Consider the following 16,467-nt stretch of genomic DNA (forward strand, 5'->3'; position numbering starts at 1 on the left):
GAAATTCATTTTGTTTAAAGGTGTTTAAAGGGGACAGCCATCGAAGCGTTTCGGCGCTTCGGTGGTTTGTTTTTTACTGGAAAGTATACTCCCGATGAACAATAAAATGTTTATAAGTGTAAACTGTACCCTTAAACTCTAAAACAATGTTATAAAACGCGCGAAAAATATGCCGGCGTTTTGTGCGTGCGGATAAAACACTTACCTTTGCAGTGCAGTTGGGAAACTGCATTTGGATTTGATAAATAATAAAAACAGTTTTCAATAAAGGATATTAGTTGTTAGGTAAAAGGATTGAAAATAGATTTTTTTCATAAGCTAAATGTTTTGAATAAATAGGTAAATTAGGTAAAGGTAAAAATTGGATTTTGAAGTTTTCAGAATAGGTAATTGAAGTTTTATTTTTCAGGTAAAGAGAAAGATTGATTTTTAGGTAACATTGACGCAGTTTAAAAGAAAAGCCTTTAAGGCTTTTCTTACAGGGGCGAGGGGTTCGTGAGAGCTTGCTCGTTTTTTTATTCCTATATTCTTCGCATTTTTTGTATATTTTGTCCGGACTCTACTTCTTTTTTGTATCTTTGTGTCGGATACCCATTAAAAACAAGCAGCAACTCTAAAGCTTAAATAGCTCTGAATTTGGAACATATATTGAATATATTCGATTGGCTTTTATACATATGGTTTGCAATAAACATACTGTATCTATTGGTTTACAGTCTGGCGTCACGCCGGCGTGACCTGCCTCTGCCCCCTCCAGCCAAGGAACACAAGCGTTTTGCCATACTGATTCCTGCCTACCGCGAAGATGCCGTGATACACGAGTGCGTCCATTCATGTCTGGAGCAGGATTATCCCGCCGACTGTTTTGATACGGTTGTCATTTCGGACCGTATGCAGCCCGAAACCAACGCTTCCCTCGCTGTGCTTCCTGTCCGCCTGGTTGAAGTGCATTTTGAGAAAAGCACCAAGTCCAAATCTCTGAATGCCGCCATGGCTGCCATCGGCAATGACTATGACATCGCTTTGGTGCTTGATGCGGACAATGTCATCCCTTACGATTATCTGAGTGATATTAACGACCTCTTCGCCAATCCGGAAGTCGAGATTGTGCAGACCCACCGGAGTGCCAAGAACCTGAACAATGACATGGCCCTGCTCGATGCCATCAGTGAGGAAATCAACAATACCATTTTCCGTCTGGGGCATGCCAAGCTGGGCTTGTCGGCTGCCCTTATCGGTTCCGGTATGGCGTTCCGTTATGACTTGTTTCGTGATACGATGGCTGACATCAAGGCTGTGGGCGGTTTCGACCGTGAATTGGAGCTGACCCTGCTCTATCGCGGCAAGCGTTTTTATTATTTGCCCGAAACCTTTGTGTTCGATGAGAAGATACAGAACACCGGTGATTTCTCCCGTCAGCGCCGCCGTTGGCTTTCGGCACAATGGCATTACTGCCAGACCTTCGCCAAGTTTCTGTGGAAGGCGCTTGCTGCGCGTAACTGGGACTTCTGCGACAAGCTTTTCCAGCAGCTTTCCATTCCCCGCCTGCTGTTGATGGGGTTCACGTTCCTCTTCTCCGTGTTGTTTACGGTTTATCGCTGGACATGGGGGCTGAAGTGGTGGCTGCTCTTGGTGTTGCTCGCTGTCGCACTGCTCGTTGCCGTTCCCAAAAGGTTCTGCACCAGCCGCCTGGCAATGGCCCTGCAAAAGATACCCTATACATTCCTGCTGATGGCAGGAAACATCTTCAAGCTGAGGGGAGCAAACAAGACCTTTATACATACCAGGCATGGGGTGGCGGAAAAATAGAAAGGGATACACAATAAACAAGTCTATAAGCAAACAAATGATATACGGAAAAATCACTTTAGAAGATTGGCGTACAGTCTGTGTAGAGGGAGAAGAGCCGGAATCTTCTTTTGAAAGTTATAATCTGAGACTTTTCTTTTTCGGAACTTTGTATAATCGGGACACCTTGCAGGCAACTCCGGATGATACCAATGCCAAGCTTGCTGCTGATGCGTTTCTATCCGATCCGGCATATGGCTTTTCACGCCTGGACGGTTCGTTCACCATAGTATATTATTCAGAAAATGAATGCGGAGTGGTGCGCGACCATCATGGCACGCATTATCCCGTCTATTGTCACATTGATGGTAATTTTGCCACTTCCTGGCAATTTTTAGAGGACCAACTGGAAGAAAATTTCGAGCCTAATCTGGTTTCATTGAGTACATTCCTTCAGCGTGGCATTTTGAAGAAGAATAATTTCGCCCTATTCGATGTTCATTCTTTAGGTGCCGGCGAAAAGTTCTACATGTTGACAGAGCTTGGTTATCTGATGCCGGTTTGGGCTTCTGTAAAGTTAGAGACACAAGCGAACGTACATTCCATGTTTGATTCGCTGAAGGAAAGAAATCCCGGCTTATATGAAAAGGTGGCAGATGACATTTATTGTCTGAAGCGCGACAGCGTTTTTGAGCATGAACCCAAGGTGGCGACTGAACGGAATCCGGATGTCGAGGCCTATTCCCGCCGTTATGGAGAATTGCATGCGCAAGCCATCCGCCGGCGTATCGGCCATAGCCGCAGGGTAGGTATCCTGCTGAGTGGCGGCTATGATTCCGGTTCAAACCTTGCTGCGCTGCGCAGCATTTACGACGGCCAGATTGACTCCTATTCCGTGGGCTTTAAAGGAGATGCCTGGACGGAGCTGCCCATGGCCCGTCTGATGTCTGAAACCTTTGGTACCCGCCATCATGAGTACGAGATTGACGGTACGGAAACCAGTGCCTTGCCCGACATTGTCCGTTTTCTGGGTGAGCCTTTTATGGAAGGCGGGCTGATGGTAAACTATTGTGCCATGCGCATGATAGGCGATGACAAGCCCGACGTGATTCTGGGAGGTGACGGCAGTGACCAGTATTTCGGTACTTCCGGCCGCGAAGTGGCGTTGCATTATCTATCCGCCCGCATAGGATTGCGTCCCTTGCTGCGTGGCATCAGCCGTCTGCTGGAGCATGAAACCTTTGATACCGGCGGAAAGCTTTCCCGCATCAATTTCCATTTGGATAAGATACTTCATATTCTGGAAGGGGAGCGTTTCGGCTTCTCCGATTCTGCCTTGTGTGCCCTTCTGCAAAATCCGAAAGAAGATTTTGAGCCGGTAAAATCACTACGGCCCGATATCCACAGTTTCGAGCATCTTTATGCGCAGCATGCCATTCTTTCCGATTTGGAGACTGTAATCAACCGTATCATTCTTTTCAAGGCTTCCAGCATGGCACGCATGTTCGGTAACAATCTGACGTATCCTTTTATGGACCTGGAGCTTTTCCATTTCCTGCAGGAGCTACCGGTAGGGTTGAAGTGCAGGGGCAACAGTGTACTGGACATTGCGCGGGGTCGTTCCGTTTCTAAATATCTGTTAAAGCACCATTATAAACCTTTACTTCCCGAGGCCATTACCTTGAAGAAGAAGCAGGGCGGTTTTGCACCTATGCCACTGTTCTTCCGTGATAGGGCCCGACGTGCTTTCTTTAAGGAATTCATTCTTGCTTCCGGCATTATGGACAACTATCTGCGTCGTGATGCAGTGGAGGAGTTTCTTACAGATTATGAACAAGTTGCAGAGAAGGAGGGTGGTTGGTTCTGGCATAGGCAGAACAAGGCTTTGCAATATTTCAATCTGTTGACGCTTGTTGTGTGGTGGGAAGAGTTTGTGGAAGGCCATGAGGTGAAATTCTGAAAATATGATTGAAAGTATGAAAGTTTCCATTATTATTCCGGTTTATAATGTTGCCAAGTACGTAGAACGGTGTTTGTTGTCCGTGTTGGACCAGACTTGGCAGGATTTGGAAGTCATTCTTGTGAATGACTGCACTCCGGACAACTCTATGGAGATAGCCAGACGGGTGGTAGCTTCGCATCCGCGTGGAACGGTGGTGAGGTGTTTGGAACATGAAGAGAACAGAGGGCTTTCTGCTGCAAGAAACACCGGTATCTTAGCGTCTGTTGGCGATTATCTGTACTTCTTGGATAGCGACGACTATATTTCTGCGAATGCAATAGAGCTTTTGGCGGATGCAGCGGGGCAGAAGCGACCGGATTTTGTGATAGGCAATTACGAGGTGACCGGCGCCAGACGTTGGGCTCCTCCTTTATCATTAGGCACCGGGTTTTATGAAGGGAATGCTCTTGTACTTTCCACTTATGTGCAGGGGAAATGGTATGTCATGGCATGGAACAAACTGGTGAGTCGTCCCCTCGTTTTGCAGCATAAACTCTACTTCCAGGAGGGCATTGTACACGAGGATGATTTATGGTCATTTAAGTTGGCATGTATGGCTCAAAGTATGTATGTCGTCGGTGAGACCACTTACTATTATTCTATGCAGCCAGACTCCATCATGCGGGCGCCGTCTATGCGTAATTTGGAATGTCGTGTGCTGGTGCTGGGTTATATCTACGATTTTATCCGGTCTTCCCGGTGTTTGCAGGATAACCGGCATATATATATTTTTTTTGAGACTCTGAAGGCAAAATATTTTGACCGTATTCTGTATTTCACGAAAGACACATCCTTTCATTATCAGAGTTATTTGGTATTCAGGAACAAAAAGTATGCGTCTTTGTTGGAGATGACGGGCCTGCGTCCCGAATGGAAGCTGATGTTGCAGAACATCCATTATGTGCTTCCTACGTATGCCGGCTATCTGTATTTTAAGGCTTTTGTAAAGTCAGCCTACTATTTGTTGGTGTTGTCTATAAAAATGAAGGCAGTGTTGCATACAAAATGAGCGAATATGAATAATCTTCCGGAAATATCCGTTATAGTACCCGTTTATAAGGTAGAAGAGTACTTGCCCCAGTGCATTGACAGTATTCTTGCACAGACCTTTACGGATTTTGAGCTGTTGCTGGTAGATGACGGGAGCCCTGACCGTTGCGGGGAGATTTGTGAAGAGTATGCCGGGAAGGATATGAGGATACGGGTGTTCCATCAACAGAACAGTGGCGTTAGCGCTGCACGTAATATAGGATTGCAGCATGCTAAGGGTACATATATTGTTTTTGTGGATTCAGATGATTGGGTTTCCACGGATTATTTGTTGCATTTATATAAGAGCCTGCCCGATACGGGTATTGGTTTGGTGATGGGAGGAGCTTTAAAATATTCAATTGATGGTAAGTTAATAGGAAAGATTGCACTTCCGGAAATATTATTAGGAAGTAATATAGGTGAAGGTTTTGCGGAGTATGGCCTTGACCGTTTTGGATTTTCTTGTTCAAAACTATATAGTGCGGAATTGATTCGTGAAAATAAATTATGTTTTGATTGTAATGTCCATTGCATGGAAGATTTGATTTTTATGATGGATTATATATTGCTTTCAGATTATATTCTTCTTTGCAATTTCATGGATTATAATTATAGAATAGCATATTCTGCAGAAACTCTTTCTTCCCGTATGAATACATACAGCGATGAATACAATCTTTTTTCAGCTTATAGAGGCAGAATGGAAAGATTTGAGGATATTTATTATTTGTCGGATGAGCTTACCTACTATTTGAGGCACTCCGTAAGTTTGGTTTTTCAGCGTGTATTGCTATCCCTCCATGCTAATTGCTATCCATTTAGGCAACGGATATCTTGTTTGGAAGATTTATTGTCCAAGGAAAAGGAATGGATAGAAGAAAGATTCATGCCAGATTATAAAGCAGATTGCATAGCGAAATATCTTCTTTGTCACATGGGAGGCGGTTTCTTTGATTGCTGGATTTCTTTGTTACGTTTTCTCCGGTTCAAAAAAAGTTTCGGGATGCATTGACTATAAATATGATAATATAGATAGAAATTCAAGATGAAAGAAGAACCTATTATATCCGTCATTGTTCCTGTTTATAAAGTGGAACAATATTTGTCGCGCTGTGTTTCCAGTATTCTTTCGCAGACATTTGCGGATTTTGAACTATTGCTGATTGATGATGGTAGTCCCGATCGTTGTGGAGAAATTTGTGACGAATGGGCATCTAAGGATTATCGTGTCAGAGTATTTCATCAGGAGAACTTTGGAGTCAGTGTTGCACGAAACCGGGGGCTGGATCACGCCACCGGGAAGTATGTGGTTTTTGTAGATCCGGATGACTGGATACTGCCTGATTATTGCTTGGGGCTTTATAATTCGCAGGCAGCCTATTCAGGAAGAGGATTAGTGATTCAGGGGATGTTGTGTAGGAGAACTGATGGTACCTCTTTGCCTTCTTTATCTTTGCCGGACCGTTATTTGCCTTTCTCCAGTATAGGTAAATCTTTTGCAGAGAATAATATTTGTGAAATGGGATATGCTGTGTCAAAAATTTATGCAAGGAGTATAATAGAAGAATTTTCAATTCGCTTTGATGAGAATATACATTGTCTTGAAGATTTGTTGTTTATGTATCAGTACTTGTTGCATTGTGATTATCTTGTATTGAACCATATGCAGAATTATGTATACGTGAAACATCCCTTTTCACTATCCCACCGTATTCACTCATTTGAATCTGAATACTGTTGTTTCGTGAAATATCAACAGCTTCTGGCAGAAATGATGAAAGTATGGAAAATACCAGTGGGAGATATGGTAGTTACAGTTAATTCTATGCTGGTTCCATTCCGAAGAGCTTTGAAAAGTGATTATCAGCCGGATAGGACTATCCCACGTGAGATGAGGGTAAAGCATCTGAAGAGGATGATTTCAGAAAGTAGGGATGTTTTTTTGAAATATTATCATCCGGTATTTAAGACAGATAAATTGGGAAAGGTTCTTTTAGGATTCAACTGCTATATATTATATGATTTCTATATTCGTCTTTTGTTCCGTTTGAATATAGGGCCGGTGTTTTATGGGCCTAAACATATGTATTAACTGATTTGTTGTCAAAAGTAAGGAGTATGGATTATACTTATACTATTATTATACCTCATAAGAATGCTCCGTTGTTGTTGCAGCGCTGTTTGGATTCTATTCCTTTCCGTGATGACATCCAAATTATTGTGGTTGATGATGACAGTTCTTCTGATGTCGTGGATTTTATGGACTTTCCGGGAAGTAGTCGGGAAGATGTAGAAATCATTTTCACCAAAGAAGGGAAGGGAGCTGGATATGCCCGTAATTGTGGCCTGCTTCATGCTCGAGGCAAGTGGCTGCTGTTTGCTGATGCTGATGATTTTTTTCTGCCCGGTTTTTTAGAGGTACTGGATTGTTATTGTGCTACGGATTACGATTTGATAACGTTCAGAGCTACAAGTGCAGACTCGGAAACTTTAGTTCCTATACGTTCACGTCAATCTGATTTTTTAGGTTTTGATGTGACTGAAAGCATAGATGCGGAAAGATTAAAATATCGGAATGATGTACCTTGGGCAAAAATGGTTTCCAGAAATATAGTTCAGAAGTATTCCATCCAATTTGATGAGACATTGGCTGGAAATGATGTAATGTTCTCTTGTTATTTGGATTATTACGCTCGGAAGGTGGCAATATGCTCTGTAGCCATTTATTGTGCTACAATACGTGAGGGTTCTTTACAATATAGTGTTGTGCTCGACAATCTGTTGGCACGGGTTGGGGTAGCATGCCGCTGTAACCGGTTTCTGAGAAAAATAAATCGGGAAGATAGGCTTGTGAGCAGCTATTACCGTGTGATGCAATGCAGAAAGTATTTCGGAAGGCGGGGATATTACAAAGCCTTGTGGATTTTTATATGCAATGAACAATGGAATATCGTGTATGGTACCTTTAGAGGTGTTTTTATGGATAAAGTGAAGAATATTTGCGAAAAGTTGAAATCATGGTAGAATCTCGTCTTAAAAAAAGCTATTTGAATGCCCGGGTAAACGTGCTTTTCTATTTTATTACCCTATTCATCTCTTTTTTTTCCCGCAAGATATTCTTGGATATGTTGGGAGCGGATTTTGTAGGTCTTATGGGGACATTGCAAAATTTATTGGGCTTTTTGAATCTGGCCGAGTTAGGTATTGGGGCATCTATTGGTTTCGTTCTTTATAAACCTTTATTTAATGATGACAAGGATAAGATACGGGATATTATTTCTGTGCTGGGGTATCTTTATCGCAATGTCGGACTGATAATTTTAGGAGTAGGGCTTGTATTGGCTTGCTTTCTTCCTTTGATATTTGCGAATATCAGCATTGATTTGGGCGTAGTCTATTTTGCATATTTTGCTTTTCTGTCTTCTGCCCTAATCAGTTATTTTATTAATTATCGGCAAACCTTATTAGGAGCCGATCAGCGTAATTATGTTGTGACTGCCTATTTCCAGACTGCAAATATTGTAAAGATATTGGTGCAGATGCTCCTTGTTTGCCATATAGGCAGCTTTTATCTATGGATTGCCATTGAGCTGCTTTTTGGTATTTGGTATTCATACATACTTAATTGGAAGATAAATAGGGTATATCCATGGTTGAAGTGCAGCATTGCTGAAGGTCGCCGAAAGTATCCTGAGAATAAGATAATCGTACGTAAGGCACGCCAAATGTTTGTACATCAATTGGCAGGGATGGGACGGTCCCAATTACTTCCTTTTTTGGTTTACGCGTTCACTTCCTTAAAATTGGTAGCCTATTATAGCAATTACATGTTGCTGTTGACCAAATTGAACCAGCTCGTCAATAATTTCTTAGGAAGTACGGGGGCTGGAGTGGGAAATTTGATTGCCGAAGGTGACTCAAAACGTATACAACAAGTATTTTGGGAACTCAGCTCTTTACGCTTTATGGTAGCTTCTTTTTTAACATTTGCCCTCTACCATCTGATGGATTCCTTTATTGTTGTATGGTTAGGGACAGAGTATGTATTGCCTCATTCTGTATTGGTAGTGATTCTTGCCAATTTTTTCATCAGTCAGTTTCGCGGTACAAATGATCAGTTTATTTATGGCTATGGTCTTTTTCAAGATACTTGGGCGCCCATTGCTACACTTTGCATTACAATATTGGTAGCGTTAATTGGCGGGTATTATTGGGGGCTGCCGGGAGTGTTGCTGGGAGATGTTGCCAGCTCCGTGACTGTCATAAGCATTTGGAAACCTTATTTTTTATATCGTGATGGTTTTAAAAAGCCTGTCAGTGATTATTGGAAGAATATCCTTTTGTATTTATGCCTATTCGCTCTGTCTTGGCTGTTGACGGACGTAATTCTTTCATTATTACCGTTATCCAAACCTATAGAGGGTTATGCGGAATGGGTTTTCTATGCTTTGGTTTCTTCACTATTGTATTTGGTGATTTTAACCTTTTCCTTTTATTGTTTTTCAAAGGGTATCCGGACATTGCTGGGACGTTTTATCCATTTGTAACTTTTTAGGATGTACAATATGTGGTTGGAAAACGGTGCATGTGGATGAAGAAGGATTATTTAGTTGTTATTATGCTGAATCTTAGAATTTTATCTTATCTTTGTGTTGGCTCTATATAAGAAGTATAACATGAAAAAATAGTTGAATATGATACCGAAGACGATTCATTATTGCTGGTTCAATGATACACCGATACCTTACAGTTTACAAGTATGTATGGATTCATGGAAGAAAAATCTTCCTGATTATAAATGGAAATTATGGAGTTTAAAGGACTTTGATGTAAATTCTTTGCCGTGGACCAAAGAAGCTTTTCATGCAGGTGCTTTAGCTTTTGTAGCCGATTATGTACGTTTACATGCATTATATACAGAGGGAGGTATATATATGGATACTGATGTCATGGTGAAAAAATCTTTTGACCCACTGTTATCTAATGGCTTTTTCACTGCTATAGAATATCATCCTGAGATGATAGAAGGAGATGAGATGGCAGGTCAACGTCTAGAACCGGATGGAACTAACCGTTTTCCTGGTGTGCGTGTACCTGGTTTGGGTTTACTGTCAGCCATATTGGGAGCTGAAAAAGGACATCCTTATCTGGTAGAGGCTATGAAGTTTTATGAAGGTCGTCATTTTATACAAGAAGATGGTAGCTGGTATACCAAGGAGATAGCACCTGATGTTCTGGCATTGGCTGCTGAGAAATTCGGATTAAAATATGACAATGAAATAGAACAACAATTAGAAGAAAGGATGCTCATTCTTCCTTCCCGTATTTTGGGAGCTGCTTGGAAGCAAGTTACAGATGACACTATTGCTGTTCATTTGAGTAAAGGAAGTTGGCGTAAGCGTACATGGCTACGGAATATTCTTACAAAACTAAATTTCTATCGAAAAATTTTCAGGGCTCATAAGTAATGGATATGAATAAAAAATGAGGTGGCAAAGCTTTTGTCCTTATAGGGCGATTTTTCTCATAATCTTCAATTCCAGTCCTGTTCTGTTTTTGAAATCTTGTATATGGCAGTTATAATTTGCACTGAAAAATGGCCGTTGCCTATTACATATATAGGCCTTTACGGAACAAAAATTCTTGAATGAAGAGGTTCTACTTATATGTTCTACGGTTGCAGCCAGTTGTTCACAGCCTGTCTTTACCCAACCTCTATATTGTCTGTCCTTCAATTCTACAAAAATCAGCTCATCGTCATAATGGAGCAACCCGTCACACACCTGTTGGGTTTCTTCCTCTTTCCCGGTTTTCAGGACCAAGCAATGGTCTATTCCATAGAAACCTATTGGTTTTGAATTAGGATTATCGACAATTCCTATCCATTTGGATTTATCTGTCTCGTCAATATAAGCGGGATTCCTCGCCGGTGGAGTATCATCACATAGCCCGAATAGCTCTTTATTGGAAACACTTCTTCCGTTATTTTCCATATTTATCTTCAAGTTGCAATAGTTCCGTAAACAAATAGCCGCTTTCTGCCAGAAGTTCATTCAGATAGTTCTCATCAGAAGGAAGTCCACAGTAATCTGCCAATTTGGATACAGTTCCCCGATTATTTATCTCGTATATTACCAGGTCATCCGGAGATAAAAGAGATTTTATCGGGACGATTCTGTCCAATTCCTTCAAATCGCTTTCTGTTCCGGCAACTCCCATCGTTGTGTCAACTTGTTTAGCCTTGACAGCCAATGACAAATCATTTATGATGTACGGGCTGTGGGTGGTTATAACCAGCTTGTTTTCTGCTGAATAATTATTGAACTCCAATAAGCTATACAACATATTCCGCTGTGAAACCGGAAACAGATTTTGTTCCGGCTCTTCAACGATATTGATAAAAGCCGTTTTATTGAACTGTGAAGATACTGCCGACAGAGCAATCCTTCTCTGCTCGTCGGTCAGAGTCGTATCAGCCCAAATGGATTTGACGGCATCATTAAAGCGTTGGGATTCATTATGGCTCATTTTTTGCGGATTCTCAACCTGTCTTCTTACAGCATTGGCCAGATAGTAGGAAACCAGATAGAGAGGAACCAGTGACTGGAATCCACTCGATGCTTCCGACAGTTCCACCTGATAATCGTTTCCGGTCACATTTATCACGTCATGCTGCTTGTCATATTTTATTTCTGCATCATTAATCGGTAGAGACAGGCCATCCTTGATTTCATCCTTAGCATTATTGAACTCTGTAATATATTCCAGCAGCGAATCCGGCAAAGACTTGAACGACTTGGCTTCTTTTATGATACTGATAAAATTTCTCTCGGCAGGCACGTACATTATCTGTGGCAGGAAATACTTCCGAGACTGCTTTTCGGATATCTGAAAGTCACCTTTCTGATATTTCATTGAATAAGCCTCACCTTCATATTCTATTTCGGCAGCATCGCTGTGGGCATTGTTAAAAAAGTAATTTGCTATACGGTGGTATCCGCAATAGGTCTTTCTGAACTTTACTGCGGAAAAGTCACTTATTGCATAATCGCCTCTGACCAATGCCTTCTCTATCCAAGTGAAAGTGGAAATCAATTTGGCGACACAACTTTTACCGCTTCCTTGATTCCCGATGAATACAGAAACTTTCTTTATGTCTATCCAACCGTCATCATCCGGACAGCCTTGCCTGATGGGGCCGAAATTCTTTATTCTTATTTTTGCCATATATTAGGTATGAAACACATTTGATAGCAAAGATACTATATTTTATTAAAAGAGAGGGTGTATACCCTCTCTTTTCTTGGTTACCACTTCTCTTTTTTTACTTCAAAACACGGGCATTGTTTCGTCCATTCCATCGGTTCCACCTCTCCGTTGTTGTTCAGGTCGGGGCTGAGGTCGCGATGTCCCGCCACTTTTGCTTCTGGATAGTCCATCAGTAAAGCGCGGACCAGTACGCGGAGTGAATGCCGTTGCCATTCGGTGCGCGTGTCTTTGGGATTTCCATAGTGGTCCAATCCGCCTTCGTAGGCGATTCCGATAGAGTGGGCATTGTAGCCGCGGGCGTGGGCGCCGGCCCTCTCGACCGGGCGTGTGGTCAGGATTTGTCCGTCACGGCGGATGTAGAAATGATAGCCCGTGCCGTCAAATCCACGTCGGCGGTGCGCGGCTTCCAGAGCCTGCCCGGTAAAGGGACGGTCCTCGCACGTGGCGCTGCAATGTATCACAATCAAGTCGATTTTTCTCATTTTTTTCTACTGTTTGCCTTTGGGGGCTGTTCGCTAAAGGGAACCACCACTGTTCATGGCGTGTGCGCTGAATGCGCCCAAAAGTGCCGAAGCTACAGCAATGATTACTTTCAGAATTTTGTCCCAGGCTGATGATTTTGTACTCATGATGTTTAATGTTTAATCCTTAATTCCTAATTCTTACTCCCTCTTTTTTATCCCAACGGATTCTCCCCCTGGTCTCCGTCCGAACCTCCACTACCGGGGGTGTTGTTGCCGGAACCGCCTCCGGAGCTGTTCTTGTCTTCGGATACAAGCTCAAAGACGAGGTTGTTGGCTCCGCCTTTGGTGGTGGCGTTGCTGTCGTTCACCAGCCGGAGGGTGTTGGCCACCTTGAAGCGGATGTTGACGCGCTCGATGTTCTTTACGGTACAGTCTTTGGCCACTTCGGTGGCACGGCATTTGAAGGTGGTGTGGAAGATGCCGAAACCGTCCAGACGGACACTGTTGCCGTCCGTAAGCGTCTGGCGCATCTGCCGTACGATGGCCTTGCCTACGTGCTCCACGTCTTCGGCCGACATGGCGCCCAGTACTTCAATGTCTTGTGCTATACGGGCAAGGTCGAAGATTTTGGCATCTTGGGGCTTGCGTTTCAGGGTGTGGACCATAGGGGAGTTGCTGTCCCCGATTTTCTTGTGGCGCTGTGTGCGCACTACCAATGCTGTTGACATGTTGATTAATTTTAAATTTAGAATTGTTCATTTCCGAAGTGGACAGCGGTGTCTCCGCGGCGATGGCCTCTGCTCCGTTTCGTTGATACAAAGATAGGACATGGGGCAGGGAAGGATGGAGGTTGGGGGAGGAAGGAGGAGGAGGGGGGAGGATAAGGGAGGTTATTGGGGATTAAGGATTAGGGGTTAGGGGTTAGGGATGTGCGGTCATCGCTTACGTTATGTTATGATTTTAGGCACGGATTTCGCGGATTACGCGGAAAAGATAAAGAAAAATCCGTGTTATTCCGCGTAATTCCGCGCCCTGAAAGAGAGCATGACAAGGTTTTTTCGGGCAGTCCGGAGAGTCCGGCTTGATTTTACATAGGCCGTAATTCCACTGTCCCATGGCTGCTGCAATTCGATACAGGGTGGAAACCGTAGGAACTGTAAGTCCTCTTTCTATTCTTGAAATATAACCTTTGTCGGCTCCTATACGTTTGGCAAGTTCCGCTTGTGTAAGCCTTGCATTTTTACGGGCATCCAATAGGATTTGGGCATTGTACTCTTCCCATGCTTTTTCGCGGTTTTTTTCACGTTCGGGAGTCCCTTCTTTAATTTTAAAGCCTTTTTAATTTCACTGTCAGGTGTTTTCTGTGTCTTCTTTTTGAATGCGTTAAAAAGTACAACAATATTAAGGATTAAGGATTAGGGATGAGCTTGTGTTCATTAATCATTAATCACTAACCCTTAATCCCTAATCCTTCCCCTTTCCTTCCTTTCCTTTTAAGAAGGCTCCCCGAAGACATCAATCATCAGCTGTACTTGTGCGGGCGTGTACCGTCGGCAATAAGGGTTCATGCCCGTGGCAAGCAGGCGTTGTTCCAGACCGGGGGCGGTGCGTATCCATTCGTTCAGCTGGTTGACGGCAGTCTGCTGGGCAATGCCCGGAAGGTAGTACATGGCCAGTTCGCCTTTCCCGTAGCTGCGGACGGGGAAACGGGGCTCTGCAAAGGAATCATTCTGTTTCATCATTATTCTTAAAGTTCAGGTTATATGTTTTTTAAGTTTCGCATGTCTTTGACCTGCTTTCAGTGAACAAGTTGACAAGGCTATAAGGGGGAGACTGCATCTTCTTCCTGCCTTGTAAAGATACGGATTTTTACTCGAATAACCTACCTTGTTCCTCACTATTTTTCAACCAATTTTCGTTGTCGAACTGCGTGTTCACCGGTCCCGGTCTGTCCCCTTCGGGGGTGGGGATATAGGCTTCCTCGCAGGGCCAGTAGCGGCCGTTCAGGTGGTTGTAGACGAACTTGGCATCGGTGTGTGCGCTGCCCAGATGCTTGAAGCGGACTTTCTCGATGTAGACGGTGACCATCTGCTTGGTGTCGTTGCGGTCTACCACGAGACAGAAGTCGGACATGTTGGCGAAGTTGGCGGAGCCGTTGATGTCGTTCATCTCGACACGGCGCAGGGTGCCGTCCTTTTCGTTGCGGTTCACCTTGCGGGGATGGGCCACGAGGATGACGAGGCACTGGTTGAGGATGGCGAAACGTCCCAGCTTGTTCAGCGTGTCGGTGATGTAGGCCATTTCCGTCTGCCCCGGTTCCAGATGTTGCTCCAGGCGGTTCATGGGGTCGATGACGAGGATGCGCACCCCTTTGCGGCGCACCACCTGGCGGGCTTTCTCCAGGATGTGGTCGATGCCGTAACTCCCGTCGTTGGGCAAGATGTGCGACACGTTGCGGTCCAGCCAGCCTACTGCCTGCTCATAGACGGCTTCCGTCATGCCCGGTCCGGGGGTGAAGCGGTGGCCGGTCAGCTTCTCCGCCAGCTTGTGCAGGTGGTAGGCGATGGGCATGTTTTCGGGGCTGAAGAAAGCGATTTTCCACTCGTGCCGCAGGCAGAGGCGCAGCACCAGTTCGTCGGTGAATTCGGACTTGCCGTCGCCGGGGCGTCCGGTGATGACCAGCAGGCGGCGAGGTTCGAGGGTACAGTGCTCGTCGAAGTTGTCCCAACCGGTGTCCGCACCGCGTTGCAGGCCGTTCTCGTAGAGGGAGCGCAGGTCGTCGCGGCAGTCTTCGGCGGTGAAGATGCCTTCGAGGGGGACTTCTTCGGCCTGCTCGATGCAGATGCGGAGGCTTTCGGCACCGAATTTCACCAAGTGTTCGTTGGCATCCTTGCAGCCCTCGCCGAAGTGCACGATGCGGCAGCGTTCCACTCCGATGCGACGCGTGAGTTCCTGCCGGAGCGACTGCCCGGCCGGGTCCTCGTCTACGGCGATGTAGATGGCCTGCTTGTCTTCGAAGTGTGACTCGACGAAGCGGTCCAGCCACGTGAGGTTGCTTTGGGCACCGGCGGGCACGGAGACGACGTCCTTGCGTCCGGCGGCGATGACGGCTGCCGCGTCGAACTCGCCTTCGGTGATGATGCACTCCGGGGTGTCCAGAATGCTGTCCACGTTGTAGGGGATGAGCTCGGCTCCCTTCACCATCATGAAGTGCTTCCGGGCGCTGCGGTACTTGGTGTTGACGAGTGCTCCGTTCTCGAAGTAGTTGAAGCAGATGCAGTTCTCCTCTTGGCCGGTTTCGGGCAGGCACACCGTCTCTTCGGTGATGCGCAGGGCGCGCAGCAGTTCCTGAGGCAGGCAGCGTACGGTGGTCCAGTAGCGTTCCAGATTCTCGGAAAGTTGCATCCGGGCAGGGTCGAAGGTGGGGCGGCGGAAGTGCTGGGGCGGTGCGGCGGGTTTTCGGCGCATGTCGCGGCGTTGCTGCTTCAGGCGCTCTTCGGCGTCGTCGGACACGTAGAACTTGTAGCCGCAGTGGTGGCAGTAGCACAAGCCTTTGTCCAGGTCTACGGAGAGTGATTTGTTGCCTTTGTGTCCGCGGGTATCGTTGCATTGCGGACAGATGGTCTTGATTCGGCCGCTGATGCGGCCACGGGTGTCGATACCGTGTTGATGAAAATTTCTCATAATGATTTTAGTTTGTTTGGCATAAGAACAAAAGAACCTGTTTGTTTTCTTGTTTTGTCTTTTTGTTCTTTTGTCTGAAAAATGATTATACATGAATGGTTTCACCCCCTCCGATGCCACACTTCGCGGGGGGAAATGCCACACTTCACGAGGGGAAATGCCACACTTGGGACATGCTGAGGTGTGGCATTCGGGGTGCTGAGGTGTGGCATTCGGAACGTTGAAGTG

At 45.0% G+C, this 16,467-nt stretch carries 15 protein-coding genes and 2 pseudogenes; 8 read left to right on the forward strand and 9 right to left on the reverse strand.

Annotated features, from left to right (window positions below; all coding sequences use genetic code 11):
* Positions 1–636 precede the first annotated feature (636 nt).
* The 8 genes from DWZ03_RS02820 (at position 637) to DWZ03_RS02855 (ending at position 10,290) form a co-directional block, all read left to right on the forward strand.
* On the forward strand, positions 637–1,809 hold the full coding sequence (locus DWZ03_RS02820; RefSeq protein ID WP_087333077.1) for a glycosyltransferase: 1,173 nt from the start codon (positions 637–639) through the stop codon (positions 1,807–1,809).
* A gap of 37 nt (positions 1,810–1,846) precedes the next feature.
* Positions 1,847–3,748 (forward strand): asparagine synthase C-terminal domain-containing protein, encoded by a 1,902-nt coding sequence (locus tag DWZ03_RS02825; RefSeq protein WP_120128731.1) that lies wholly within the window; start codon positions 1,847–1,849, stop codon positions 3,746–3,748.
* Between the two features lie 16 nt (positions 3,749–3,764).
* Positions 3,765–4,799 carry a glycosyltransferase family 2 protein gene (locus DWZ03_RS02830; RefSeq protein ID WP_229122429.1) on the forward strand — a complete coding sequence of 345 codons (1,035 nt, stop codon included), beginning with the start codon at positions 3,765–3,767 and terminating at the stop codon, positions 4,797–4,799.
* 6 nt (positions 4,800–4,805) lie between these two features.
* Positions 4,806–5,834, forward strand: coding sequence for a glycosyltransferase family 2 protein (locus DWZ03_RS02835; RefSeq protein ID WP_120128736.1), 1,029 nt, complete (start codon positions 4,806–4,808; stop codon positions 5,832–5,834).
* Between the two features lie 33 nt (positions 5,835–5,867).
* Positions 5,868–6,914, forward strand: coding sequence for a glycosyltransferase family 2 protein (locus tag DWZ03_RS02840; RefSeq protein ID WP_057089609.1), 1,047 nt, complete (start codon positions 5,868–5,870; stop codon positions 6,912–6,914).
* A 26-nt stretch (positions 6,915–6,940) separates the two neighbouring features.
* Positions 6,941–7,846 carry a glycosyltransferase gene (locus DWZ03_RS02845; RefSeq protein ID WP_120128739.1) on the forward strand — a complete coding sequence of 302 codons (906 nt, stop codon included), beginning with the start codon at positions 6,941–6,943 and terminating at the stop codon, positions 7,844–7,846.
* Positions 7,840–9,369 carry a lipopolysaccharide biosynthesis protein gene (locus DWZ03_RS02850; protein ID WP_120128741.1) on the forward strand — a complete coding sequence of 510 codons (1,530 nt, stop codon included), beginning with the start codon at positions 7,840–7,842 and terminating at the stop codon, positions 9,367–9,369. The genes DWZ03_RS02845 and DWZ03_RS02850 overlap by 7 nt, the downstream gene beginning before the upstream one ends.
* Positions 9,370–9,516: 147 nt before the next feature.
* Complete coding sequence (locus DWZ03_RS02855; RefSeq protein ID WP_120128744.1) at positions 9,517–10,290, forward strand: glycosyltransferase family 32 protein; 774 nt, start codon at positions 9,517–9,519, stop codon at positions 10,288–10,290.
* A gap of 39 nt (positions 10,291–10,329) precedes the next feature.
* Here DWZ03_RS02855 and DWZ03_RS02860 read toward each other — a convergent pair whose 3' ends face one another.
* From DWZ03_RS02860 to DWZ03_RS02895, 9 genes and pseudogenes are all read right to left on the reverse strand, one after another.
* Entirely contained in the window at positions 10,330–10,815 is a 486-nt protein-coding gene (locus DWZ03_RS02860) for a hypothetical protein (protein WP_133302937.1), read from the reverse strand.
* Positions 10,805–12,049, reverse strand: a complete 1,245-nt coding sequence (locus DWZ03_RS02865; protein ID WP_057089603.1) for an AAA family ATPase — start codon at positions 12,047–12,049, stop codon at positions 10,805–10,807. Before DWZ03_RS02865 ends, DWZ03_RS02860 begins: the two co-directional genes overlap by 11 nt.
* An 80-nt stretch (positions 12,050–12,129) precedes the next feature.
* Entirely contained in the window at positions 12,130–12,573 is a 444-nt protein-coding gene (locus tag DWZ03_RS02870) for an N-acetylmuramoyl-L-alanine amidase (RefSeq protein ID WP_005827473.1), read from the reverse strand.
* Positions 12,574–12,606: 33 nt separating this feature from the next.
* Complete coding sequence (locus tag DWZ03_RS19910) at positions 12,607–12,720, reverse strand: smalltalk protein (protein WP_016273911.1); 114 nt, start codon at positions 12,718–12,720, stop codon at positions 12,607–12,609.
* Positions 12,721–12,767: 47 nt separating this feature from the next.
* The gene (locus DWZ03_RS02875; RefSeq protein WP_120128747.1) at positions 12,768–13,283 is read right to left on the reverse strand and encodes an HU family DNA-binding protein; all 516 of its coding nucleotides are present in this window, start codon (positions 13,281–13,283) and stop codon (positions 12,768–12,770) included.
* A 382-nt stretch (positions 13,284–13,665) separates the two neighbouring features.
* Positions 13,666–13,881, reverse strand: a pseudogene (locus DWZ03_RS02880) (helix-turn-helix domain-containing protein); the annotation flags it as partial.
* 29 nt (positions 13,882–13,910) lie between these two features.
* Positions 13,911–13,964, reverse strand: a pseudogene (locus DWZ03_RS20435) (hypothetical protein); the annotation flags it as partial.
* An 84-nt stretch (positions 13,965–14,048) separates the two neighbouring features.
* Entirely contained in the window at positions 14,049–14,297 is a 249-nt protein-coding gene (locus tag DWZ03_RS02890) for a DUF4248 domain-containing protein (RefSeq protein ID WP_016273909.1), read from the reverse strand.
* Between the two features lie 127 nt (positions 14,298–14,424).
* Complete coding sequence (locus DWZ03_RS02895) at positions 14,425–16,239, reverse strand: bifunctional DNA primase/helicase (RefSeq protein ID WP_120129092.1); 1,815 nt, start codon at positions 16,237–16,239, stop codon at positions 14,425–14,427.
* Between the last annotated feature and the right edge of the window lie 228 nt (positions 16,240–16,467).

The organism is Bacteroides sp. AF29-11, from assembly GCF_003602895.1.
In the GTDB taxonomy this organism is placed as follows: Bacteria; Bacteroidota; Bacteroidia; order Bacteroidales; family Bacteroidaceae; genus Bacteroides; species Bacteroides uniformis.